The organism is Leptolyngbya sp. AS-A5, from assembly GCF_039962495.1.
GTDB lineage: Bacteria > Cyanobacteriota > Cyanobacteriia > Leptolyngbyales > Leptolyngbyaceae > Leptolyngbya.
Genome location: NZ_JAMPLL010000018.1, coordinates 1 through 24,954 on the forward strand (window position 1 = coordinate 1; position 24,954 = coordinate 24,954).

The following is a 24,954-nucleotide window of genomic DNA, read 5'->3' on the forward strand; positions in this document are numbered from 1 at the left end:
CGCAACGATTTCTCTCCGCGTTTGAACCGCTTCGAGGACACTTTCATCCAAAGCAACATGAACTAAGTGCAAAACGCTACCGAAAACAGCTGCGTCAACGATTTGAAGAGTGGCGAGAAGTTGCTGGGCTGAATTCCGCTGCGTAATCAGAGGGATCAAGACTGCTCAGGAATTATCGTGCCTAATTTTGAATCTGTTCCGTTAAGTTGATAATGCCGCTCAGAACTATTAAACTAAAGCTGCGGATTGAATAAATAATGGCACTTTCTCCCTTAGATCTAGCATTCACTGCCTTACGTGATTTATCTAGTAACTGGGTTCGCTCCAGCCTCACAGCGCTAGGGATCTTTATGGGAGTAACGGCTGTGAATGCAATTCTTAACATCGATGCAATTTCAACGACCTTGATTCAGCAGAAACTAGATGCGCGAGATAATCCCTTCTTCACCGTTTGGGTTTATGACGCGGACAAGACAAAGCCCGCTCCAGAACTCAAGGAAGAAGATTTAGCTCAATTAAAGAGAGAAGTTTCAGGGATTAAGGATATTAGCCGAGTCAACTGGATTAAGGCGAGCCAAGTTCAGTACCTAGGCAAATTAGTGTCCGGCTTAGAGATCCTAGGAGTATCTAAGAACTATCAGAGAACAACAGGTCGCAGGATTCTGCAAGGACGATTCTTTGAACCCAGTGACTTTACTAACTATCATCCGGTTGCCATCATTGATAAAGTTTTAGCCAAAGAGCTGTTTGGACCCAAAAAACCGATCGGAGAAGGTATTTTTCTGGATGGCAGCCGCCTTCTAGTGATTGGTGTCAGTGAATCGAAAAACAATTGGGGTAAGGAAAAACCAAGCGGCACACTGTGGGTTCCTGAAACCTATGGTCACTTGATTCAAGGAAAAATTACGAGTGGCAGCCCGCAAATTGCCCTTAGTCAGCTGGATAGCTATCAAGCAGTACAGCAACAAGCTGAAGCAGTTCTCACCAAGCGCTACCCTAATTTTTCTATTTATTTTATGGGAAATGCAGAAGATCTCTACAAAGAGGATCAACAACAACGAAAATCGATTCAAATGCTGAAAGTGGTCGGATTGCTCGCTTTAGTGACCGGCGGTGTCGGCATTGCTAACATTACCGTAGCAGCAGTGGTTGAGCGGACCCGTGAAATTGGTTTACGGCGAGCGATCGGAGCAACCAACTTTGAAGTCATACTACAGTTCATTACCGAGGCAGTTTTTCTTAGTTTTATTGGCGGGATCACTGCAATTGTCACGGTTCACTTTCTGACGGAAGCTGCCACAAAAAATCTGTTTGAGGTGCCTTATCAATTTCAGTTCAGAAATGCAGCAGTTTCGATGGTCGCAGCGTTGGTGGTCGGGGTAGGCTCTAGTTTCTTGCCAGCATTAAGAGTGAGCCAAATCGATGTAGTTCAAGCTCTACAGGGCGATTAGCCTAGCGAGATGATTAGTCAATGAAGGGAGAGAGGATCTTACCTGTGAAAATAAACGCTTCGATTCGCTGTTTCCTCATTCTGGTTCTCAGTATGCTCGGTTGGAGCCTATCCAATTCAATCCGAAGTGATGCACAGCTAGCACCGATGGCAAAACCATCGTCTGCTCGCGTGAACCCGACTTCTATTAAGCAAGGGGTCGCACAGCAACAGGTTTCTATCACATTGCCGGATCTGATCACCCTGGTTCTACAAGGGAACCGAACCCTGCGTAACCAGAGCTTGCAGCGTCTTGTTCAGCGTCAGGAACTGAGGGCTGCGGAACAAAAGTTTGATCCCCGTATTACCCCTGCTCTCTCGGTCGGCGTGGCTCAAAGTTTATCTTCTGCCTCGATTAGTGGAGATTTGGACACTCCTTTTGGGGTGAGTGGGGGACTGGCTGGGAGAAGTAGGCGGACTGCTGTCATTCGGGGAGCTGCTGTAGGGGCATCCCTGCTCACGCCAGTGGGAACGAATCTGGGGCTTATCGTTGATCCCCTCTCAGATGGGCAACCGCTCAGTTTTCGGATCAGTCAACCCTTGATGCGCGGATCTGGTGCCGCAGTCAATCAGGCTTCTGTCAACCAGGCTCGTTTAGTCGATAGTAAAGATCAACTGCTTCTGCGAGAGCAGACTATTGATACTATCACGACTTCAATGATCCAGTATACTGCCCTGATCCAGGCTCAAGAAGCGGTTCGCATTCAAGAAATGGCACTAGAGCGCCGCCGCCGTCAGCTTGAAATCTTGCAAGCGTTGGTGAAAGCCGGACGACGAGCACCCGTGGAGTTATTTGATACAGAGCGAGCGATCGCAGATGCCGAGCGCGACTTAATCGTGGCACAAAATCTGCTAGCTCAAACGAATACTAATATTCTCAACCTGATTGGAACAGATCAGTCTCTCCAATTTGTTGCTTCAGGAGAAACTGTACAGAAATTATTTCAGACGGCACTTCAGCAGATGCAGCGGTACGACTTAGAGAGATTGATTCAGACTGCTTATCAGATCCGCCCAGACTACTTACGCGCTCAACTTGATATCGATATTCAGAAGATTAATCGATTGGTAGCGAAAGATAATTTGCGATGGCAATTAGATGTTCAAGTGAACGGCAATCTGGGCGACTTTTCGCAAGGTACGGTTGGCTTGGTGGCAACTAAAACCTTTCCAGAACCGTTTCTTGAGATCAATCGAGTTCAAAGTGAGGTAGGGTTTCAGCAGGCAGAAAATAGCTTAGCTCAAGTACGAGAAACGATTCGGAATGATGTTACAACCCGGCTGGGAGATGTGCGATCAAACTTGGCTCGGGTACAAGCTGCTCGGCAAGCGACTGAAAATGCTCAACGTCAACTTGAAGCTGATCGGGTCAGATTTAGTCGCGGGATTGGTGGTGTCAGCATTTTCCAGGTAATCAGTCAGGAGCAAAATTTAGTGGATGCACAGAATGCTCAATTGCTGGCGGAAATTGCCTTTCTCAATAGTAGTGTTGAGCTTGAGCGAACAGTCGGGATGACGTTAGAAAGTTGGAAAGTCCAAATAGAAAATAGCCCTGTGCTGAAGGAAGGTCAAGACCGTCCTACCTCGGTTAAAAAATAAGCGGATTGTTACTCGACCTATACGCTACATTCTTCTGTAAATCGGGAGCAAGTTGAGATGGAGACTGATCTAGCAGCCGTTGACTTAAGCAATCAAGTCGCAGTTGTGACTGGTTGTCGAGGATTAGGTCGGGTTTACGCGATCGGTCTTGCCGCGGTGGGTGCATCAGTTGCAATCATCGCCCGCTCTGCCGATCAACTTGAGGAAACCGTTGCATTGATTGCTCAGAACGGTGGAAGGGCGGCTGCGTTTATTGCAAATGTTACGGATCAACGCGCGATCGAGGAGGTTGCACAGCAAATTGAAACACAGCTTGGACCTGTGGACTTATTGATTAATAATGCAGGCGTTTTTCCCCCTTTTGGACCAATCTGGGAAATCGATCCTGAAGCATGGTGGCGCAATATAGAAGTGAACTTACAAGGAGTTTTGCTGGTGACGCGATCGTTCTTGCCCGCTATGATTGCTCGAAGGTGAGGAAGAATCATTAATATTGCGAGTGAGGCTAGTTTAGAAGGTAAAGCATATCTCTCACCCTATGTAGTTAGTAAGACTGCTCTAATTCGGTTGAGTGAGAACATGGCACTTGAGACAAAAGAATATGACGTTTGCGTGTTTGCTATGTGTCCTGGAGCCGTACGGACAAACATGACAGATGCAAGGTTTTCTGCTGAAGGTCAAAAGTGGGTTTCCTGGTGCCAAAACATTTTTGAAAAAGGTTTGGATGTTTCACCGGATCTGGCGATGAGGCTAGTACTACAGCTAGCTTCTGGTAAATATGATGAATTATCCGGGCGATATATACAAGTAAGAGATGACTTGACTAAGATGCGGCAGCGTTGTCAGGAGATCAAGGAAAATAGTCTGTATCAACTCAGATTACACCGATTAAATTTGGGTAAAGAACTAGAACCCCTCATTCCAGTCGGTCAACGGTATATTTTAGTCGAGATTAATGACTGGTCTCATCCCTTCCTTGAGCATCGTCAAGCGCTCCCGTTTTTGGAGAAAGATGGCATCTATTGGGGGCCACCGCCGGACGATGAAACTGCCATCCGGGAATTAGAACGAATGCGGCAAGAGGGAGCAAGTGCGATCGTCGTTGGATGGACGACTTTTTGGTGGCTAGACTACTATGCTGACTTCAATCGATACTTGCGTTCCAAGTCCAGATGCGTTTTGGAGAATGAAGGGTTCGTTGTGTTTGATTTGAAGTTGGTAGAGTGACTCTGTTTTGGTACTGAATGCTATTTCATCTTATGAATGCAGAGGATGCTCCAGATCAAATACCATCAGGCAACTATTCTTTAAGGTACAAGGAAACTTAGTGTTCAAATAGCTCCGGAACTCAGCAAAATAGTCAAACCACCAAAAGGCTGTCCAGCCAATAACGAGAAAGCTAGCACCTTGATAACGCATCCGTTCTAATTCCCGGATGGCGGTTTGGCTATCTTGCGGTGCTCCCCAGTATTGTCCCTCCTGTTCAAGAAACGGCAAAGCTTGAAAATCTGAGCGCTTTTCACACCCCCACTGATTCTCATCGACTAGAATGAATTGTTTTTGAGGAGGGACGATATTTGTAATTTGCTGGAGTGCGATTTGAAGCCGTTCAGACCAACTCAAATTCAGTTTAGGAATATGCTGAGTTGTCAATTCGCTTCGGCATAGACTGATGTGTAATAGTCGTTCTGCTAACCATTGACGATAGTTAGCATCTGCTGCTCGTGAAGACTGTAGCAGATAAGCGATCGCATCTGTTTTCTCCGCCATCACCGCGAGTGGTCCTGTCCCTCCAGCAGCATGAAAAGAATCCATTGAACACTGTTCGCTATGAAAACGAACTTGCGCAAGTTCGTTTGATAAAAAGAAGAAATCAAATTGGGCTGCGATTCGTAAGAAAAGATTTAAGTCACATATCTCTACTGCATGGGGGGCATCTATGGAGCCTATAACTGAAAGGGCATCAATACGAAACATCACGGCTGAAGTTCGTAAAATCCATTTTCGCCCACTGACAATTTGATGGAGGTATTCTATTCCACTGAGTATTCCTATAGGAAATTCGTCTGAGCGTTCTCGATCGATGACTTGAAGTGGAGCACTATGCTGGTCAATAAATTTAGCGGGTGCAGCCACAAGACCCACACAAGGATGTTCGTCGAAAGCTTTAGCAAACTCGTCAATAAAGCCGGGCAATAAGACATCATCATCTGACAGAATTGTTAAATAAGAGCTGTTGCTTAGCTCGATCGCTTTATTCCAATTATTCAAAAGACCAATATTGGTTGAATGACGAACATAGATGATTCGAGGGTCATCGAATGAGCGTACAATTGCCTCTGTGTTATCAGTAGAAGCATTGTCCAGGATCAGAACCTGAAAATCTGGATAGTCCTGGTTGAGAACACTCTCTAGGCTAACTTTCAACAAATCCGAACGATTATAAGTTGGGATAGCGACCGTCACCTTAGTTTTGGACACCATGCGGTTCATCTCCTGAACTATTAGGGCTTACAAAAACTACTAGGCCTTACAAAGACTCAAACTGCTAAATGCAAATTGAAAACAATGAGCCGCTCATTTTTTAAGACACAGCGGAAGTTGTCACGCAAATAAAGACTGAACGCAGCGTAGTAATCTAACCACCAAAAAGCCGTCCATCCAAAGACGATCGCACTTGCTCCCTCTTGCCGCATTCGTTCTAATTCCCGGATGGCAGTTTCATCGTCCGGCGGTGGCCCCCAATAGATGCCATCTTTCTCCAAAAACGGGAGCGCTTGACGATGTTCAAGAAGCTGATGATGCCCGAGTTCGTCCATATCTACTAGGATGTAGTTTGCTTGCGAAATATAAGGGTCTAACTCCTCTCCCAGCTTAACCATGCGCTGGAGGTAGTTATGACAAGAATCTTCTCTATATTCAAATGAAGCATTGTCTTTTATTCCCCATTTCAGCAAATACTCTTTCAAAATCTTTTCTTCATAATAATAATGATTAAGTCGCCACTTATAAGTGCGCTTTTTCGTGCCATTATAACGATGAATTCGATATAACGACTGATACTCGTTAATGCGCCTAATACAGCCAGAGAAGGGAGCTAAAAAGCCGAGGTAAGATTCTGCATTTAATCGATAGCTTTCCTCAGGCATAGGCAGGATCCTCTCCAAATAATTGCGTAGCCAAACGTTACCACTAGTAGGCGGAAAAATGTGCCCCTCAAGCCCATATTTGAGCTGCTCATTATACAAACTTCCCTCTACTAAACAGTCTCCACAGTCAATTTTCTCTAATAGCTTGCTATCAAGATCAATGATACGTAGAGGCCAATGAACCTTGACTGCGTTTGGATCATCCTGCAACAATGTAACTGCTCTTTCAATAGCAGTCGGTAGCAAAATATCATCTGAATCCAAAAAGCAGATTACTTTGCCACGACTAACAGCAAAGCCAGCATTAAATGCAGAACCCTGTCCTCCATTCATCTTTAAAACAGGAATAACTTTTTTGCCGTAACTGCTGATAATTTCACGTGACTCATCCGTTGAGCCATCATCCACGACAATCACTTCTGTAAGTTGATAGCTTTGGTTTAGGGCACTTTCAATTGCCTCAGGCAAAAAACGTGCGTAGTTGTAATTATTGACAATAATGCTAGCTAGAGCCTCTTGCATATCCTTTTGCTGTTAGCGTAAGTTAAACACAATGATACGGTCGTTTTCCAAGATACAAGAAAAGTTTTTACGCAAGTAGTCGTGAAATCTCGCAAAGTGTTCTAACCACCAAAACGTTGTCCAAAGAAAGACAATTGCAGATACACCAGCTTGGCGCAATCGTTCAAATTCTCGAATTGCCATATCATCATCTGCCGGGACTCCCCAATACTGTCCATTCAATTCAGTAAAGGGAATCGTCTGAAACCCTTCAGTAATTTTGTTGCCATTGAGACAATCTTGATCTACTAAAATGAAAGGTTTCTGTCCTAAAGATAGAGCCTCCAGTTCTTTCTGAAAATCGTAGAGATGACCAATGCGATTGCGCTCTTCAACAAAAAACAAATCTGCTGTTATCCGAACTAGATTCCATTTCTTTTGAACGTGATCGAATTCCTGATTCGCCTGTTGAAGATTCCATCTTCTAAAGAAGAAATCCAGGTCATGGGTATCTGGAGGAAAAGGATGCCAAAAATGGACGGTCGCTTTCGGTTCAAACACAATTGGAATTTTGGCATCATACAAAGCCATTGTCGAATCAAACCAGTCTAAATAAACGATATCCTCATCAAAGGGAGTAACTCTATCAAAAACACTTCGACGGTAAAGTTGGCAATGAGCCTCACCAGACAACTCGATCGATCGCCGGTGAGTGCCCTGATCAAGCTGTTGATCACCTGTAGGCGGCAGAATTTCTAATTTGATACCCTCCATCGTTTGCACTGTATGAACTTGTCCTAAGTTTGGGTCCCAGTGAACTTGAGTTGCTCCCAAACGACCTTCGATAATTCGGGGAATAGCAACATCAGCAGGATAGTCTTCGCAAGCCTGAATAAGATAAGACAGCCAGCCATCCTCAACTAGAACATCGCTTTCAATAAAGCACAGAAAGTCATTGTTAGCATTTGACTCCTGAATCACTAAGTTTCTGGACTGATTAGGCATCAAGTAATCATCTGTGTGAAGCACTCTGACGTTGTTATGCTTCTCAAGTACGTGTGCAATTTGCTTCCAATAAATTTTGGGAGTGTTGCAGTCGATTACAACTAGATCAAAAGGAATATGTGTGCAATCGAAAATTCGCTGTAATGATTCAGCAGCTAAGGAGAACTGTTCGCGCGGGAAGAATCCAATCGTGACTGTAGGCATCGTAATACTCCTAAATTGAATCATGATTAACCCAGGCAGGCTTTTAACAGCAAAGACAGCACTTTATTTGAGTCGAAATATTCCTCTGCTATTGTTCGTGCAGCGCGACGCTGGGTATGATAGGTTGCATTAATCAGGTTTACACCCTCTACAGCCTCAGAAAGAGTCTGAAAAGTGATAATTCCTTCTCGAATCGGGAGCCAATCGCTCAAACCCGTATCCTGAAGCAGAACAGGCTTACCGGAAGCTAGGTAGCAGACACTGCGATCGCTAAACCAACCACTTTGAGCCGCAACATATCCCTGTTTAGCAACCCCAAACTCTGCACGAGAAGATTGAACAAATTGTCGATAAGACTCTGGAGTAAAGGTCGCAGCATGCCCAGGGACGCTCTGCCAGTCGTTCTGGGATAGGTTATCGGGATCACCTCCACTTAAGGCAATCTGAAAAGATTGTTGGCTCAGCTTGGGCAACTCAATAAACTTCGGAAATTCTTTATCCTTGTTACCATAGCGAATACCTCCGTAAACAACCTCTGGGTAGCTGTGCCATTGCATGATGGTACTAAAGTGCTTAGCATTCTCGTCTTCAACCCATGTCCAAGAGGGTAGAAAAATGGGTGGTAATGTCTTCAGCCACAATCTGCCCGTTGTTGGAATGGGACAGTCTTTGGTGCCAATCCGTTGACCGATCGTGAAAAGAGCGTCACAGTGTTCGATCGTTTCCACGAAATCAGCATCACCGGTTGCAATTTTAATTTGTGTAAACCCTGGATCTGCATCGATGAAGATGCGGCATCGTGGACGCTGATAATCTTCTCTCCAAAGAGAGATTGGAGAGCCACGGATAATCATGAGATCGCTTCGAGAGCAAATCTCAAGAAACTTATCAACATTCATTCCCCTTGAACGTTTACCCGCACGATAAATCCAGTGATCGCGAAAGCCAAGAGGTTCTAGGCAACTTTGAATATAGTTGCTAGGATAGTCCAACTCGGTGGTAAGCTGCCCGCTTTCCCAGTTGTAAACCCATGATTCAGCACCACATTCTTCTAAATAGAAGACATCATGTCCCAAAGCACGTAACCCTAGAAGGTATTGTAAGTCAGACCAAGTATTGCCCCCAATGGGAAACCGACCGATGGCACTAGCAAAAATGATGATCATTTTAACCCCCCTTTCTCTAAAAGCCGCGGCAGCACAACTTTGTAGCTAAAGATTTGTTCAGCAATATTGGCTGCGGCATGACAATGCTCTTGGTAGGCTACACTGACTTGTTCGATTTGTTCCACAGCTTCCTCCAGGGATGAAAATGCTAGCACTCCCTGACCCGTCGGCAACCAATCACTGAATCCAGTGTCTTGAAGTATTACAGGACGACCAGCCGCGAGGTAGCATACACTACGATCGCTAAACCAGCCGCTCCAAGTTTTAACATAAGCGTTTTTAGCGACACTAAACTCACCCCTTGAGTGAATGATATAAGACTGATAAGTTTCAAAGTCATGGCTGTCTTGGCTATCTCGAACTAACCATCCGGCTGACTTTAGCTGTTCTAGCTCTGCTGAATCCGCTCCAGCAAGACTGAGCTCTAAGCATTGCGAAGTTCGACTAGGTAGATGAATGATCTTTAGAAATTCTTCACGTTTTTGACCGTAGTATTCTCCTTGATAGATCATTCCTCCATAAGCTTTCCAATTGGCAATGGTCGTAAAAGGGTGAGTTTCTCGATTGGCAAGGGCAAGACTCGCACAGTTAGCTGACCAGATCTCTGGGACGACTGGGGGAACTGTAGGTATCCAGTTCTCTCCTTGAGTTGGAATCGAACAATCAGGCTGACCGAGATTGATTCCGTAACTAAATCGACTGCAGTATTCTTCTTGTCCCTCGCTAGCAAATGCACCGATTTGCGTAAAGAAAGGATCCATGTCAATCAGAGCTAGACATCGACATAAACGAAACTCAGGTAACCAACAGACCCCGCCAATATTGAGCAATAGGTCGGCTGTTTTTAAGACTTGCTTGATACTCTGCCAATGTAACCCATGTGTGATGCCAGATTCTCGATCGATATAGCCGATCGGGACTTGCAAACCGAAGCGCATCATCAAAGTTTGTACTACTTGAATTCCCAGTGTTGGATCATCGCTGTAAGTTTGCAACTGCGGATTGTAACAGGACTGAGACCAGCCGCTTTCTTCTAAATACACGACTTGATACCCGAGCCGCGATAGTCCTAGCACATAATGGAAAAATGCTAGTAGATTGCCAGCGACTGGATGCCGAATCATGTATCCACAGACAACAATATGTGCCATAAGTCGTGAGAACCCCTCCACAAATTTGAGGCCGAAACAATCCTATAGCCCTGCTCGATTGAGTAAGCTACTCAGCACTTTCTCCGCTGCGAAATACTCAGCGGCAATGTCTTGAGCAGCAAGACAGTTCCCCGCATAATCACCCTCAATTTCATCTAAGGCAGCTAAAATATCCTCCATTGTTTCAAAAGATAATAATCCCTTCCCAGCAGGCAGAAATTTGCTAAATCCAGTCTCTTGAGTAATCACAGGACGACCTGCCGCTAGATAGCAGGCGGAGCGATCGCTAAACCAGCCCGTTCGCAATCGGGTATATTGATCTTTTGCAACAGTAAACTCTCCCCGTGACGTTTGAATGTAAGTGCAATACTGTTGCATATTTTGCGAAAGTTGAACAGCATCTCGTTGATGCCAGCCATATTGTTTGAGTTGTTTCTGAACGGTGATTTTTTCATCCTCACTCACATTCGCTGCGATCTCAAATTGCAGCGGGCGCTGATGCGGTAAAGTTAAGAATTTTTCTAGTTCGCGAGCTTTTCGCCAGTAGTAAGTTTCGCCTTGATAAACAATATCTTTCCCTTTGTTGTTCCAGGTTGCGATCGTCGTATATGCTTTTCCAGCAGGACAGGTGTGTTGCCAGAGCGACAGGACGATAGGTTGGCGTGTCGGTTGCCACTGAAATGGTTCAGTCGGAACACCACAATCAGGATTTCCTAGATTTTCGCCAAAACTGAAGTGGGTATCGTGAGCAGCGAGTTGAGCAATCATGCTTGAATCCCCTTTCGCGGCTTTGAATTGAGAAATCACAGGATCTGATTCAACATAGATGCGACGACGACAAGCGAATTGCTCATCCCGAATTTCCTGACCACCTGTCACATTTAAGCAGGCATCCGCATCCCGATAGAGCTGTAACAGTTGAACTTCGGACATTCCGTAGCAGTCACCTTTGGGATAATCGCGAAAAGCCCATTGGTCTTCAAACCCATAAGCCTTGAGAATAGGAGCGATCAGACTGATATTTTCGGTTACCTCTGCTGTCAAGTCATTGATTCTAGGGTTATAAAGCCAACGCTCTGAGTCTTCAACATAGTAAACGTCATAACCTAAGCGGCGTAGTCCGATCAGGTAGTGAAGAAACTGGTAAGTAACCCCGGCTAAGGGATACCAAAACAGAATTCCAAAAACAATAATTTTTCCCTTGATACGAGGCTTATCAGTCATGATTACTGTTTCCTCGATCGAGTGTGCGAATGATGCGGGCAGGGTTGCCAGCAACGATCGTATAAGGCGGGACAGTCTGGGACACAACTGAACATGCACCCACAATCGCCCCTTCACCAATACAGGCACCTCCTAGTAAAATTGCTCTCGCACCGATCCAAGCATTCTCACCGATCACGATGCTTGAGGGTGAGCTTTCCGAAGTTTGAGCCTTCTTCCGGGTTTGAGGACTCGTAGGTGGTGTAGCTACGAAAGAATCGGCTAGCACAACCTCATGAGCAATGAATACATAGTCTTGAATCACAATCCGGCGATCGCTACAAATGATGGCACCTACTAGGGTGCAATAGTTTCCGATCCTAACTTCAGCATTCGGTCCCAGATCGAAGAAGGTTCCATTGTAGAGACCCGTATCGTGACCCGTCTCTACACCCACAGGTTGCTGGCTGCGATAGTGCCGAAAGGCAAAACTACTGTAAAGCCAGTTGCGCTCCCCCAAGAAGACGTTGTTGGGCAAAGGTTCAGGGAACCAATCATGTTCGAGCTTGCGTTCTTTCATCAGTAGGATTCTCCAGTCATAAGGGTTGCTGGATTTCCTACAACGGTCGCGCCTGCCGGAACATCAGCCGTAATGACAGACCCTGCACCAATCCGAGCACCTCGACCAATGCGAACCCCTTTGAGAATCATGGCTCCGATCCCAATCCAGACATCATCTTCAATCACAACCGGACGAGAGATAATTACAGGTCGCTGTGAGCGATCACCAAACGGACTGTTTGCAATGGCATCTTGTTTGCGATCGTCCGGGTTGATTGGATGGAAATCCGAGTCAGCGATGGTGACAGAATAAGAAACAACAACGCGATCGCCGATCGTGATCTGGTTCTGGCACATAAGGGTAGCCCCAACCAAAATAGAATCATGCCCAACTCGAATCATGCCAGAAGGCTCGACGTTAAACGTTGTCCACGTATAGACCTGAACCCGATCTCCCAAGATCAATCCTGGGTTCTGTTGACTACGAAATCGTTTGAAACTCTCCTTTCTTTCTAACCAGCAATGTTCGCCAATCTGTATATTGGGGAGCAGCTCCCGGTAGTTCCAATCGCCCGTGATTTCATGCAATTCGCTTACGTTCATGGGTCGTGTTCTCCTCAAAAAGTTGATTTAGGCGAAAATAGAAGCCACAGGATGCCATCAGTTGTTCATGGCTTCCTGTTTCGACAACTTTGCCTTGATCCAGTACCACAATGTGATCGGCACTGCGGATAGTAGAGAGTCGATGGGCAATAATCAGCGTCGTTCTCCCTACCTTCAGTCGCTCTAATGCTTCGATTAATCCAGACTCAGTTTGCGCATCGAGTGCGGATGTCGGCTCATCCAGTATCAGCACCCGCGCATCCTTCAGCAACGCCCGCGCGATTGCTAAGCGTTGCTTCTGCCCGCCCGACAGCGTTGCTCCTCGCTCCCCAATTAGCGTGTCGTACCCCTGTGGCAACTGCTGAATAAACGCATCCGCATTGGCAGCACGAGCGGCTGCTATCACTTCAGCTCGACTTGCTGTGGGTCTGCCATAAGCGATGTTGTCCGCAATGCTCAACGGCAGCAGAAAGGGGTCTTGTAGCATCAGAGCGATGTGAGCACGTAGACTTTGTAGTTGCAGCTGTCGAATATCGATGCCATCGAAGAGGACTTGTCCCTGCCACGGGTCGAAGAAGCGTGGGATCAAGGAGACTAGGGTACTTTTGCCTGCTCCGGTTGCTCCGACCAGTGCGACTGTTTCTCCTGGGCGAGCTTCGAGGGAGACGTTGTGGAGGATGGGGAACGCTGGCTCATACCCGAACGTCACTCCCTGCAACACAATGTGTCCTCGAACGGCTTTTGCGTCAGTAGGAAGAGGCTGTGCTCCTGGAATGTTCTGCACCTCTTCCTGTAAATCTAAGATATCGAACACTCGCCAAGCACTGGCAGCAGCAGCAGCAAACCCCGACGACAGATAAGCGATCGTCTCCATTGGCATATACAAAGAACCTAAATAAGATAGGAATACAAGCAGAGACCCCAGAGACAATTTCCCCGCAGCAACTTGAAATCCCCCAAGCAACATCATGCCTGCTGTGCCCACTGCGGTTACGCTACTTACCCCAATTTTGAACTGAAGTTGAGTCACAATGCTGCGTAGATAAGCCTGAAGTGTCTGGTGCGAGAGATGATGGAAACGGGTATCTTCATAAGTCTCGCGACCGAATGCCTGGATAATCGGCAGAGCGGTTAATGTTTGCTCACTCAATGCCATCATTTCCCCTTCTAGCTGCTGGTGAGCGTAGGTTGATTCAGCCATCGGCTGGTTGAAAATCCGCATCAGAACCACAAGCAAAGGTGCAATCAGAAGCGCAATCAGAGATAGGTTCTGATCAAGCTGTCGCATGATCGAGAACATCACAACTAGACTGACCAGCGAGGTCATCACAGGAAGATAAACGTTGAGCATTAAGCCCTTTACACAGCCACTATCGGTTGTGACACGCCGCATCAAATCTCCTGATCGCTGCTGACTATGAAATCGCAAGGATAGCCGTTGCAGGAGATCGAACAAAGTCGCTCCCAAGTGATAAGTCATTCGTTGACTCACACCTGTCGAGACATAAGCCTGCACGATACGAAGTGCTTCACTCGCGAAAAATAAACCAATGGTACTGATTGCGAGCCAAGCTAGCAATCCTTGTGGTGAGCTTGCTCCGGCAAGGCGTTGCAGCCAGGATAAAGCGCCGGGGACAGACTGCTGAGTCAGCACATGATCCACAATCCACTTCAATGGCCAAGGTTTAAGCACATCCAGTGCAACGCTTAGCAGTGTCAACCCGATCGTTAAAAGTAAACCACGCCAGTATGGCAGAGCGTAGCGAGTGAGCCTTAGCCACCAATGTTTCATCGCGCTAACTCCTGCCGAGCATCAGGAAACTGCAACGTATAAAGGCGCTGGTAGAGACCACCTGCCGCTAATAATTCCAGATGAGTCCCAGTCTCAGCAATCTTTCCATCTTCCAGTACCACAATGTGATCGGCACTGCGGATAGTAGAGAGTCGATGGGCAATAATCAGCGTCGTTCTCCCTACCTTCAGTCGCTCTAATGCTTCGATTAATCCAGACTCAGTTTGCGCATCGAGTGCGGATGTCGGCTCATCCAGTATCAGCACCCGCGCATCCTTCAGCAACGCCCGCGCGATTGCTAAGCGTTGCTTCTGCCCGCCCGACAGCGTTGCTCCTCGCTCCCCAATTAGCGTGTCGTACCCCTGTGGCAACTGCTGAATAAACGCATCCGCATTGGCAGCACGAGCGGCTGCTATCACTTCAGCTCGACTTGCTGTGGGTCTGCCATAAGCGATGTTGTCCGCAATGCTCAACGGCAGCAGAAAGGGGTCTTGTAGCATCAGAGCGATGTGAGCACGTAGACTTTGTAGTTGCAGCTGTCGAATATCGATGCCATCGAAGAGGACTTGTCCCTGCCACGGGTCGAAGAAGCGTGGGATCAAGGAGACTAGGGTACTTTTGCCTGCTCCGGTTGCTCCGACCAGTGCGACTGTTTCTCCTGGGCGAGCTTCGAGGGAGACGTTGTGGAGGATGGGGAACGCTGGCTCATACCCGAACGTCACTCCCTGCAACACAATGTGTCCTTTGACAGGAGCCATTAGCGGTCTAGCACCGGATTGATTTCGCACCGTTTCTTGGGTCTCAAGAATCTCCAAAACTCGATCCGTATTCGCTTCAGTTGATTTTAGTTGTCCATAGGTTGTTAACAGCCCCCTGAAGGCTCCTTGTATCGACCTTAAATATGCAAGAAAGACTAACAGGCTACCTACCGTCAAAGTCCCTAATAAAACCTGTTGCCCCGCCATGTATAGAATCAGAGCTGTTCCGATCGTCGTGATGCTCCCATTCACGAAACCATAGGTACTATTTACCAAAACAGCCTGTTGTTGAAGTGCGATTGCCTTCTCAGCTAGATTGAGAAATTTTTGCCGATTCAGAGCTTCGCTTCCGAAGGCTTGCACGATTGGGATTGCAGTCAGGGTTTGATGAACGAAGCTCATCAGGCGCGATTGGGCTTCTCGATTTTGCTGGGTACGTCTCTTGAGACGAGATCCAAAGAACAAAGCTGAACCAGCCATGATCGGGGCAATGGCAAAAGAAAGCAATGTGAGAAGGGGATTTAGCCGCCAGGCAACCCAGCCGATTGTAGCGAGGGTAAACAGATGCTGAACGGGCGACACCAAAAGGGCACCCGTCAATGTGTAAATGCAGTACGTATCTCCAGTCAGCCTGCTGAGAGAGTCACCCACCGTTCGCTGGTGATGAAACTGTAGCGATAGGCGCTGAAGATGAGCAAAGAGCTGTCTGGCCAAATCATAGACCATCCCCTGACCCGTAGCGCTCCAAGCCCAGGTAAGACACGCATCAAGCGCTGAATTTAAAGTGTACAAAACCAAGTTAGCGATCGCTGCCAGGATGATCAAAACGGCTGGCGTAGGACGAATTGCTAGGAATTCAAAACACGATCGTATTTCAACCGGCAGCGTTTGATTGCTCAAAGCGTAATCGACCAAAAACTTCATCGGCAAAGGATAAAAGGCACTCGTTATTGAAGCAAGAACCGTCAAACTCAGCGTCAGTAGCAGGAATCGCCAGTGTCTGAGCGGATATTGAATGAGCTGCCTGTACTGTTGGAAGTTCATTTTTCTACCTGCTCTTCTGTCTGCACCTGCTGCAACGCTGTTAAATAAGAAGCCATCGCGCTCGCGCAATCCCAACTCGACGCAACTGCAAACCCAATGGTTAAACTGCCAAGAATCAGAGAGGCAACCACTGCTCGATCGATTGCTGCAAATACGGTGAGACTTGCTAGCAACACTAGAATGACGATTGCAGCAGGGGTAATCCTTGACCAACAGCGAAGCTGGATGAGTTGTTTACCCCCTCCATGTTCTTCGATAGCAATCAGTAACCTAGCTGATCCGGTGAGTCCACCTCTAATTTCTAAATCCCAGGGATCAAAATCGCCTCCATGAAGGGCAACCGCTCCCTGCTGGCTTAAATGCTGCTTAATCTTAGATAACCAGTCTGTGGAAGAACACCAGACTTCGCTCCAAATCTGATCCTGTCGGCGGCTTGACCATTTGGGCAAACTGTTTCCCCGCCTCCGCCAAGGAGTAAGACCATTATCAATGCGTCCCCATAGCCGAGCGATCGGCTGAAGACAGTACAAGATTGTTGTCAGCCCATAAAGTTTGCCGCGATCGACAAGAGAAAGATTGGGAGTTGTAAATTTAGCATGAGATGCGCTCCAGCCAGCTTGGATCAAAGGTGTAATGATAACCGCGACAAATAAAGGAACTGCAAACAAAGCGGGATGCCAGAACCAGCTCAAGCTCGATAGCCCAGCCAATAACACAGCGACTAAATACCATTCAGGCATGCTTAGAATCGCAGCCAGTAGAGTCGGAGCGGTCTGATAAATTGACTGAAACGGTGCGCTTCCCCAGATACCATGATAAATTCGTTGCTTCTGCAAGGGCAGCATTTGGACTAAACCTTTGCCATACAACCGACCTGCCCAACTAAGATGACCCGCGGCATTATACTTCTCTGGCCATTTTGCTTCTAACAAAGCTTCAGCCTTGCCGTAGCCTTTCTGCTGTTTCCAATAAGTTTTCACACAGTTCCGACGGTGATGCCAGACTACTGCTGCTGGACTAAACCCAATTTTCCATCCCTGGTCTTGTAATCGCCAGCAAATATCGACATCATCTCCCGCCGTACGAAATTGACCATCGAAACCCCCGATCGTCTTCAGTTTCGCGACCCAATAAGCCATATTACAGCCAGGAATGTGCTCTGCTTCTCGATCAGACACAAGTACATGAATTGGACCGCCTGGTGCGTTTGCAACACAGTCTGCAATCAAACCATCACCTGGAGGAGGAAGATTCGGACCGCCAACGCCTGCCCAATCTCCCTTCAAAAGCGTCAAAGCTAGATAAGTCAACCAATGGGGATCAGGATAGGCATCGTCGTCAATATAGGCAATAACCTCTCCGGTTGCCGCTTCTAATGCTGTATTCCGAGCACAGCTAAGTCCCTGATTATATTCATGCACAATTACACGCACATTCGCATACTCTCGTGCGATTTGCGCTGCGTTATCGGTCGAGCCATCATCTACAACAATCACTTCAAAGTTGGGATACTCAAGCTGCTGTAGAGCCTCTAATGTATTCCGAATTGTGCTAGAGCCATTGTAAGAGCAAACTGCCACTGAAATTTGAGGCCACTGAACTTGAGGTGAAAAGGGCATTTCTGCAAAACTTTGGTGGACTTGCTCAAGTGCAGGTTTAGGCTGGCGACTACGGGTCGTCAATCCAAAATCCCAGTCCTCAATCTCAAACCCACCACGATACCATTCGTCTGTCCAAGCAAAGATAAAACATCCAGCACAACCCGCTTCAAAAATACTGTGAGTTTGCCACTCTAAAATCTTAGCCTGTGTTTTCTCTCCATTTCGCTGACTATCTAGACCAATTTCTGCCATTACCAGAGGCTTATCTTCAGCTAGGTTTTGTAAGCGTGCTAAATAACTTTCAAAACAATCCTCAGATTCTAAATAAACATTAAAGCAATAAAAATTGACAAAAGGAACCTGAAGATATTCGGTACTGGGATAGTTGACATAGGTTACTAAACTGTCTAAGTCTTCAGACTTCACTATCCAGTAAAGATCCTCAAGAAATCTTACGACCCGCGCTGGACCATACCAGCGAACAATCGAAGCCGGTATTTCATTCCCTATGACAAAACACAAAAGCGCTGGATGAGTTGCACAAGAACGAACTGCTATTCGCACCCGGTACTTAATATTTTTTATTCGGTTTGTCTCGTCTAGAAATGCAATATGCTGCTCCCAAGGCAAACCCACCATAACGCGCAAATGATTTTCGTAAGCAATATCAAGTAGCCACAGCGGGGGAACTGTATATACGCGTACTGCATTTATGTGATTAGCAGCCATCTGCGCAAAATCTTTAGCAACAATTTCTGGCTCCGGGAATGGCTCTCCTTCTGAGTTAGGGCAAAAGGTACCATAAGTCGTACCTTTTATGTAAAACTTTTCTCCATTTATAAAGATGAATTTCCCTATAACTTTTGGTCGATCCTGAGATAGATTGCTACTTCTATTGATAGGTTGACTAGAAGTAAGCTTTGTATTGTGATTTGGCTCTAAAGAAGCGCGCTTTGACGTTATTTGTGGATCTGGATCACTCGATTGAGTGACGCTCGAATTGAAACTATTCATGACATTCTTGCTGATATTTAAGACATGCCATTTTGAGGTACAAATTTACTTTGTAAATTTGTACCTCAAAATGGCATGTGGAAGCATGACTTGAGAAGCTGCAGCTTTAACATCCAATATCACCAGAAGTAGACATACTTCTGTAACTGACATTTTACAAATCGAACCTGAATAGAATACGGCTTTAAACAGGTTAAGGATGAGCTCGGGTAGAATGCTTATCATCCTATTTACTGCGTTAGACGCGGATGGAAACTAGCCTTTGTGTAATATCCAATTTTCAAGAGTTTATATCTGGATGGTTAGAAAAACAATAGGAAGATAGTAGAGTTTTGTTGAGTACTGATGCTCCTATAGATGGGCATCTCGAAAAATTAGATTAAGCTCAAGGGTATTGTACGTTCGCACATTAAATATGGCGATCACAACATCAATTTCGCAATAAGCAGCAAGGCTAAAACTCTCTTTCTTTAGGGATTCTAGATATCTTCACCCGGAAAAGCGACATTTGAATTCTTTCGCAGATTGAGTGTCGAAAAATTGTTTTCGCAAATTACACGTCGTTTTTATCGTTGAGTAGATGGAGTTCATGAAGAAGTGGCCCCTGAACAGTGGAGAATACGTTCAGACCTCTAGCGATGTTCTACTTTGCTAATCGGGAGGAATGATTTAGTTACTGGCAAGTTTTGGCTATAGAGAATTACCCGATCGTCGAGTCTCCTAGATCAGGATTAGAAATTTGTGATTCTAATGGCCTGCCATAAACTTTAGGTCCACTGAAGCGGTATCTTCGGGATTCTCGCCAATTTCCCCCCCAAAGGAGAAGGAGCGGATCAGATTGAAACTGCTATTTGAGAAAGTAAAGGAGAAGCTGGTGACAAGACTCGAACTTGCGACCGGCTGATTACAAATCAGCTGCTCTACCAACTGAGCTACACCAGCAGATTTCTCAAGTATTCTATCAGACAATTCCGCGATCGCGCTACTTTCTCCTCTTGCTGTATTTCCACCAAACCTCTCTTTCAGTGGAGCAAACTCTGCCCAAGAACGCCTCTCTTGATAGAGAACTATTATTGTTAAAAATCCTAAACTTTTGGTTAAATCGCAGCAGTTTTATGGGTTAGAGCAATAATATGGTCGCTAATGCTATTCAGGTTAAGCCCCTCAGCCAACTTACCACCGAAGAACTCAAGGCTGAACTTTTGACGCTCGTTCGTGATCGCGATACTGAGCCGCTGAATCAAAAAGTGGCATATGCCAAAAACGAATTGGCTCCCTACTTCGAGGAACTCCAGCAGCGTAACCCGTATCCAGCGGTTGAATCGCAAGTTCCGATCGTTCTAGGCGTGTGGACACCTGTTTGGTCTACCATCCCATTTCATGATGTGTTACCAGGGCGGCTGCATGATTGTTCTTACCAAATTTTTCTAGAAAATGGCTACTACGCGAATATTGCAAGGTATGCACCGGGATCAAAATCAAAGCTGATTGAAAAACTCTCTCCGATTCTTGCAGCTTACGATTTTATGGTGATGCAGAAGTTTGAGATTCGCGAAGGGGAGTGGTTCATTCAGAACATAGCGATCGACCAGACGCTGCGATGGAGAGCGATTCCTTTGGCGATCGAGAAAGCAGAAGCATGGTTCCATAAAGTGCTGGAGTCCCGCTGGGATGAATTTACTCAGAAAACAGCTCTACCTCAGCAACTCAAGCTCAATAATGTAGATAAAACAACATTGAAGAAGCTAGAAAAGACTTACCATGCAACACCCAAATTTGAGCATGTTTATGTCGATGAAACTCTGCGGATTGTGAAAACGCAGCGCGAAGCAAAGCAGCGTCCGTCTTATACGATCGCCGTTCGCCGCAAGTAAGCTAGTTCAATTCAGCCGCCGTATCTGAGCCTGTCAACCGTTCGATCGGTTGGGGTGCTTCAGGCGGCGTGTGCTTTGATCGCAGCATGATTGCACCAATGATTAGCGCTAGGAGCGGAATTCCAATTGAGATTAGGCTTTTTAAGCTACTATTCAGTCCAAACAAATACTGAGCGCTGCTAGAGAACGCGAATGCTAATGTTGTTAGACCAAAAAGTCGTGCTTGTGGAACTAATGCGGCAAAGGTAATCAAAATTGAGCAATACCACGGCATTAACCAGGAGGTTGCAAACAGCATCAGCACTAGTGTTGTCCAGCCCATATCTTCTAGCAGCATTTGGGGGGTCTGACTCCAGCGTTTGTCGCTGCGCCAAAGTTGCCAGCAGTAAAAGCCAAAAAAACCAAGCAGTGCTGCGCTTGAAAGTTTTGTGAGCATCGCTTGCTGTTGTAGCAGCGTGAGTTGCTCTGGCTTGAAAATCCGAACCAGATCGAGGGCAAATTTTGAGATTGCCATTAGCGAGGATTGATACTGTCCTGCCACACCAGGATTAAGGATACTCTGCCAAGCTGCCAGATTGGGCATCACGGTAAACGAAAGCCCAGTCATAATCGCACCTGAGCCAAGGATCATCGCAATCAACCATTTCCAATGGCCTTGGCGCAGCAGCGTTACGGCAACCCAAGGTGCCCAAATAATCGGGAGTGTTTTTCCGAGAAAGCCACCCCACAACGCTGCAAAAGTGATCCAGAAGCGTTGTCTAGCAAAAGATAGTGCAAAAATGATCAAACTGGTTGAGACTAAAATGTCCACGTGGGCTGAGCTAACTTGTTCCATCAGTAACAGCGGATGTAGCAAGTAAGCGATCGTAATCCTGCTGCGCTCTGGAACTGGAAGCCACCGCCAAATCAGATAGCTATTTAATAGGTGTAATAGTAAGCAGATTAGCTTAAACACATAGAGCGCTACGATCGGACTAATCGTGATAAAAACTGCGGAAAAAGTGAAGAGGACTTGGGAGAGCATCCCATAGGTTGAAGTCTGTCCCCAATCCACATAGGGGGATAGCTGTGTAATGTAAGAAGCGGCACGAATCAGATAAGGATTAGCTCCGCTGAGATTCATCAATCCCGCGTGGAGATAAAGGTAAGTATCATTCCCAAGCGGGTAGGCAATAAACGCCGAGATCCAGAAAAAGGAAGTTCTAAGCAGGATCGTGCGGAAACTCCAGGTTGAATGCACCCATGAGGAACTGAGCAGGTTAGCTAACCAGATGAGGTAGACGATCGACAACAGGAGGTAGCTTCCTCCGATCGCCAATTGCGTTCTCAGATCTGGGAAAGTGGCAAACTTTCGCCCTCCTGCGAGAACGTAGTAAAATTTATCGACTCCTAAATAAAGTAGAACAACGCTCAAAAACGTTGTTAGCATCAGAGCGATCGTGATTAATCCGCGATTTTTGTTCACTTAACTTTAGAATGAATAAATTCTTCTCAATATAACATCGGGTCTTTCTGATGGAATCGAGTTGATGAGAGAATAATCTGGCAGGATCAGTAAGCGTGGAGCAGAAATAAATATGGCTCAAAACCGCTTCATTCAGAATTTATGGCTTGGGGGCGCTGCGATCGTCGCGCTCTTGGTTGCAATTTTTCTTGTGCTTGAGCCTGCTACCTCTTCTCGTACGGCTCAGAAGGTGTGTATCCCCCTCTATGCGGCGGATATTTTATGTTTTGGAAAATCGGAGCAATTGTCTCCCGATAAGCCAACAGCGCTTGCCATCAGTTCGAGCGGCACTCTGCTTGCAGCAGGACAAGGGAATGGAATTGCACTCTGGGATCTCAAGACGCGCAGACTCCTTACTACTTTGCGCGACCATACGCAATTAATTACCGCGATCGCCATTAGCGCAGATGAAAAGATTCTCGCCAGCAGCAGCTTAGACGGCACGATCAAACTCTGGGATTTACCCAACCGTCGGCTTGTTTCAACGCTGAGAGCAGGCAGAGCGTCTAATCTGGCGTTCAGTCCAGATAGCCGCATTCTGGCTAGTTCCAGCCGCGCCAGACGTTGGGCAGATGGCGGATTTAGTCCGGTTGGGGTTCAAATCTGGGACATTGCAACTCGCCGCCGCATCTATAGCCTCGGAGAACAGCCAATTCGAGCGATTGGGTTTAGTCCAGACGGAACCTTATTAGCGACGGGAGATGGTACGAAAACCGAAATTTGGAAAGTCCAGGATGGCGATCGTCTTAGAACCCTAGATTCGGGGGAAGTGACTGGATTGCTCTTTTGCCAGGATGGACAGACCTTGATCACAGGAAGTAGCCGGATTAAGAGTTGGGACCTTAGAAACGGAGCGCTGTTAAAAACGTTCAGTGCAGGCGCTTCCGATCTGGCTTTGAGTCCAGATGGACAGACGTTAGCCACTGCCGCAGGAGGAGCAGTTCACCTATGGCATTTACTGAATGAACAATCCCTGGGATCACTGCCAGCAACGCCTTTTAGTAATCTGTCTGTGAAATTTGCGCTGCAAGGACAAGCCATTATTGCAGGCGGGAGCGATGGTATCCACATCTGGAGCGATCCTAACCCGACGCTGCAATCATTCTCAAGTCCAGCATCATAGAGCTATTCTTAACTAGAGTCGTCAAAACCTAGAGATGTTGAAAATATTTGATGGACGTATTAGCTTAACGGTAGCTTTTACTCAAAGGATAGGGTTTCAATGTTCGATCGATTCGGATCTCAGTTTCGTAAAGTTGCTTCGATGATGGCGATCGCTGCCGCTTGCAGTGTGGTGTCGCATTCAGGTGCAATTGCTCAGTCACCCACACCCTCGGCAAGCCCCACACCCTCGGCAAGTCCCACGCCAGCAGCATCCCCGGCTCCGGTGAATACTCGCAACTTGACGGTAACTCAGCTACTTCAACAGGCATCTAGTGCAGGTCAGTTCACTACCCTTGCTGCCGCAATCAAAGCAGCAGGCGTTGGTAATGCCCTTCAAAAAGGTCAAAGAGTGACGATTTTTGCGCCTACGGATGCCGCATTTGCCGGTCTGCCTGCGGGAACCGTAGAAAAGCTAGTGCAACCCCGAAATCGCGCACTGCTGGCGCGGATTCTGGCATACCATGTTGTCCCCGGTGAGTTAACCGCGAAACAACTCAGAAATGGCAATCTTAAAACTTTGGGAGGCGGTGTTTCGATCGATGTCACACCCTCGCGTGTGATTGTGAATGATGCCCGTGTCGTACAAGCGGATCTCCTAGCGTCGAATGGCGTAATCCATGCTGTGAATCGAATTATCATCCCGCGTGAGATTCGCAACCAGTTAGGTTCGCTGAAGTAACGCTCAGAAATCTATCAAAAAAAGAAGCTTGTAGCTGCATTAGTAAAATGCTACAAGCTTCTCATTATCTTGATTGTGTGTCTTTATTGGCAATACACCAAATTGGTTCCGGGAGTATTCTGGAACCCGTTAGAAATCCAGCCTGACAGTGGTTTTGCAATATTGACCCAAATCCGACCGCCACTGATGCCAGTCGTTGCAGGGTTCGTTGTCAGAAATACCTGTGAGTTAAACGCTACGTTGCCCACGATCGGGGAATTAATATCCGCGCGTTGACGCACGATCAACCCTTGCGTTTGGCTCACTCGGCGGCAGGTTCCTTGTGGATTTGGCTTCGGTGGGCAGAGTTTCAGGGTTGCAGTTTGAATGAAGCCTGCCGTGGGAGCGCTCACGCCAATGAATCCGTTTTGTGCAGCATTCTCACTTAGTGTCACGGACTGGTTCTCAGCCAGAGTGCGAACGACAGCGCTCGTTGCCGATCGTTGAGCAAAGATTGCCGTAGATTGTTTTGCACAGCGAGCTTGACCTGTTAGCTGTGCGGATGCGGGAAGCGAGATCACAGGGGCAGCAAGAGCTGCGATCGTGACTGCCGAAAGCGACTGTTGCCAAAGATTTTGTTTCATATATTCAACTCCTCACAAGGTAGAACCTTTACCAGTGGTCTACCAGGGAATTATCCCACGGATAATACAAAAACCTGCCTTTGTTACAACAGGTTTTACGATTAAAAATCAATTGATTAAAGCGGGCACCGGGAATCGAACCCGGATATCCTGCTTGGAAGGCAGGTGTTTTACCACTAAACTATGCCCGCGCTGCTTATCGCTTTGTTTTGCGCTTTCTTACAATAGCACCTTTCTTGCAAATTGATGCAGTTTGATTAAAAAAATCTT

The 24,954-nt window shown here is 46.7% G+C and carries 18 protein-coding genes, 2 tRNA genes and 1 pseudogene; 6 read left to right on the top strand and 15 right to left on the bottom strand.

Annotation, left to right across the window (positions count from 1 at the left end; genetic code table 11):
- Positions 1–257 precede the first annotated feature (257 nt).
- The 3 genes and pseudogenes from NC980_RS18070 (at position 258) to NC980_RS18080 (ending at position 4,315) form a co-directional block, all read left to right on the top strand.
- Complete coding sequence (locus tag NC980_RS18070; RefSeq protein WP_190376028.1) at positions 258–1,451, top strand: ABC transporter permease; 1,194 nt, start codon at positions 258–260, stop codon at positions 1,449–1,451.
- 146 nt (positions 1,452–1,597) lie between these two features.
- Positions 1,598–3,088 (top strand): TolC family protein, encoded by a 1,491-nt coding sequence (locus tag NC980_RS18075; protein ID WP_242026694.1) that lies wholly within the window; start codon positions 1,598–1,600, stop codon positions 3,086–3,088.
- A 57-nt stretch (positions 3,089–3,145) separates the two neighbouring features.
- Positions 3,146–4,315, top strand: a pseudogene (locus NC980_RS18080) (SDR family oxidoreductase).
- Positions 4,316–4,345: 30 nt separating this feature from the next.
- Here NC980_RS18080 and NC980_RS18085 read toward each other — a convergent pair.
- From NC980_RS18085 to NC980_RS18140, 12 genes are all read right to left on the bottom strand, one after another.
- Positions 4,346–5,572, bottom strand: coding sequence for a glycosyltransferase family 2 protein (locus NC980_RS18085; RefSeq protein WP_190376031.1), 1,227 nt, complete (start codon positions 5,570–5,572; stop codon positions 4,346–4,348).
- 56 nt (positions 5,573–5,628) lie between these two features.
- Entirely contained in the window at positions 5,629–6,759 is a 1,131-nt protein-coding gene (locus tag NC980_RS18090) for a glycosyltransferase family A protein (RefSeq protein ID WP_199298439.1), read from the bottom strand.
- Between the two features lie 12 nt (positions 6,760–6,771).
- The gene (locus NC980_RS18095; RefSeq protein ID WP_347272582.1) at positions 6,772–7,971 is read right to left on the bottom strand and encodes a glycosyltransferase; all 1,200 of its coding nucleotides are present in this window, start codon (positions 7,969–7,971) and stop codon (positions 6,772–6,774) included.
- A gap of 2 nt (positions 7,972–7,973) precedes the next feature.
- A complete protein-coding gene (locus tag NC980_RS18100; RefSeq protein ID WP_190376033.1) occupies positions 7,974–9,113 on the bottom strand; it encodes a glycosyltransferase family 1 protein in 1,140 nt (379 codons plus the stop codon).
- Positions 9,110–10,264, bottom strand: a complete 1,155-nt coding sequence (locus NC980_RS18105; protein WP_190376034.1) for a hypothetical protein — start codon at positions 10,262–10,264, stop codon at positions 9,110–9,112. Before NC980_RS18105 ends, NC980_RS18100 begins: the two co-directional genes overlap by 4 nt.
- Before the next feature lie 42 nt (positions 10,265–10,306).
- On the bottom strand, positions 10,307–11,488 hold the full coding sequence (locus NC980_RS18110) for a hypothetical protein (protein WP_190376035.1): 1,182 nt from the start codon (positions 11,486–11,488) through the stop codon (positions 10,307–10,309).
- Entirely contained in the window at positions 11,481–12,047 is a 567-nt protein-coding gene (locus NC980_RS18115) for an acyltransferase (protein WP_190376036.1), read from the bottom strand. The genes NC980_RS18110 and NC980_RS18115 overlap by 8 nt, the downstream gene beginning before the upstream one ends.
- On the bottom strand, positions 12,047–12,631 hold the full coding sequence (locus NC980_RS18120; protein ID WP_190376037.1) for an acyltransferase: 585 nt from the start codon (positions 12,629–12,631) through the stop codon (positions 12,047–12,049). Before NC980_RS18120 ends, NC980_RS18115 begins: the two co-directional genes overlap by 1 nt.
- Positions 12,609–14,423, bottom strand: coding sequence for an ABC transporter ATP-binding protein (locus NC980_RS18125; protein WP_190376038.1), 1,815 nt, complete (start codon positions 14,421–14,423; stop codon positions 12,609–12,611). The genes NC980_RS18120 and NC980_RS18125 overlap by 23 nt, the downstream gene beginning before the upstream one ends.
- The gene (locus NC980_RS18130; RefSeq protein WP_190376039.1) at positions 14,420–16,225 is read right to left on the bottom strand and encodes an ABC transporter ATP-binding protein; all 1,806 of its coding nucleotides are present in this window, start codon (positions 16,223–16,225) and stop codon (positions 14,420–14,422) included. Before NC980_RS18130 ends, NC980_RS18125 begins: the two co-directional genes overlap by 4 nt.
- The gene (locus NC980_RS18135; protein ID WP_347272584.1) at positions 16,222–18,726 is read right to left on the bottom strand and encodes a glycosyltransferase; all 2,505 of its coding nucleotides are present in this window, start codon (positions 18,724–18,726) and stop codon (positions 16,222–16,224) included. The genes NC980_RS18130 and NC980_RS18135 overlap by 4 nt, the downstream gene beginning before the upstream one ends.
- A gap of 983 nt (positions 18,727–19,709) precedes the next feature.
- A tRNA-Thr gene (locus NC980_RS18140) sits at positions 19,710–19,782 on the bottom strand.
- 191 nt (positions 19,783–19,973) lie between these two features.
- Here NC980_RS18140 and NC980_RS18145 point away from each other — a divergent pair.
- On the top strand, positions 19,974–20,714 hold the full coding sequence (locus NC980_RS18145) for a hypothetical protein (protein ID WP_190376041.1): 741 nt from the start codon (positions 19,974–19,976) through the stop codon (positions 20,712–20,714).
- 1 nt (position 20,715) lies between these two features.
- Here NC980_RS18145 and NC980_RS18150 read toward each other — a convergent pair whose 3' ends face one another.
- Complete coding sequence (locus NC980_RS18150) at positions 20,716–22,179, bottom strand: hypothetical protein (RefSeq protein WP_190376042.1); 1,464 nt, start codon at positions 22,177–22,179, stop codon at positions 20,716–20,718.
- Positions 22,180–22,291: 112 nt separating this feature from the next.
- Between NC980_RS18150 and NC980_RS18155 the strand changes: the two genes are divergently transcribed.
- Both NC980_RS18155 and NC980_RS18160 read left to right on the top strand, forming a co-directional pair.
- On the top strand, positions 22,292–23,341 hold the full coding sequence (locus tag NC980_RS18155) for a WD40 repeat domain-containing protein (protein ID WP_190376043.1): 1,050 nt from the start codon (positions 22,292–22,294) through the stop codon (positions 23,339–23,341).
- Between the two features lie 99 nt (positions 23,342–23,440).
- The gene (locus tag NC980_RS18160; protein ID WP_190376044.1) at positions 23,441–24,061 is read left to right on the top strand and encodes a fasciclin domain-containing protein; all 621 of its coding nucleotides are present in this window, start codon (positions 23,441–23,443) and stop codon (positions 24,059–24,061) included.
- An 83-nt stretch (positions 24,062–24,144) separates the two neighbouring features.
- On the opposite strand, the gene NC980_RS18165 is transcribed toward NC980_RS18160, so the two are convergent.
- Positions 24,145–24,684 carry an SH3 domain-containing protein gene (locus NC980_RS18165; protein WP_190376045.1) on the bottom strand — a complete coding sequence of 180 codons (540 nt, stop codon included), beginning with the start codon at positions 24,682–24,684 and terminating at the stop codon, positions 24,145–24,147.
- A gap of 120 nt (positions 24,685–24,804) precedes the next feature.
- Positions 24,805–24,875 (bottom strand) — tRNA-Gly (locus tag NC980_RS18170).
- Between the last annotated feature and the right edge of the window lie 79 nt (positions 24,876–24,954).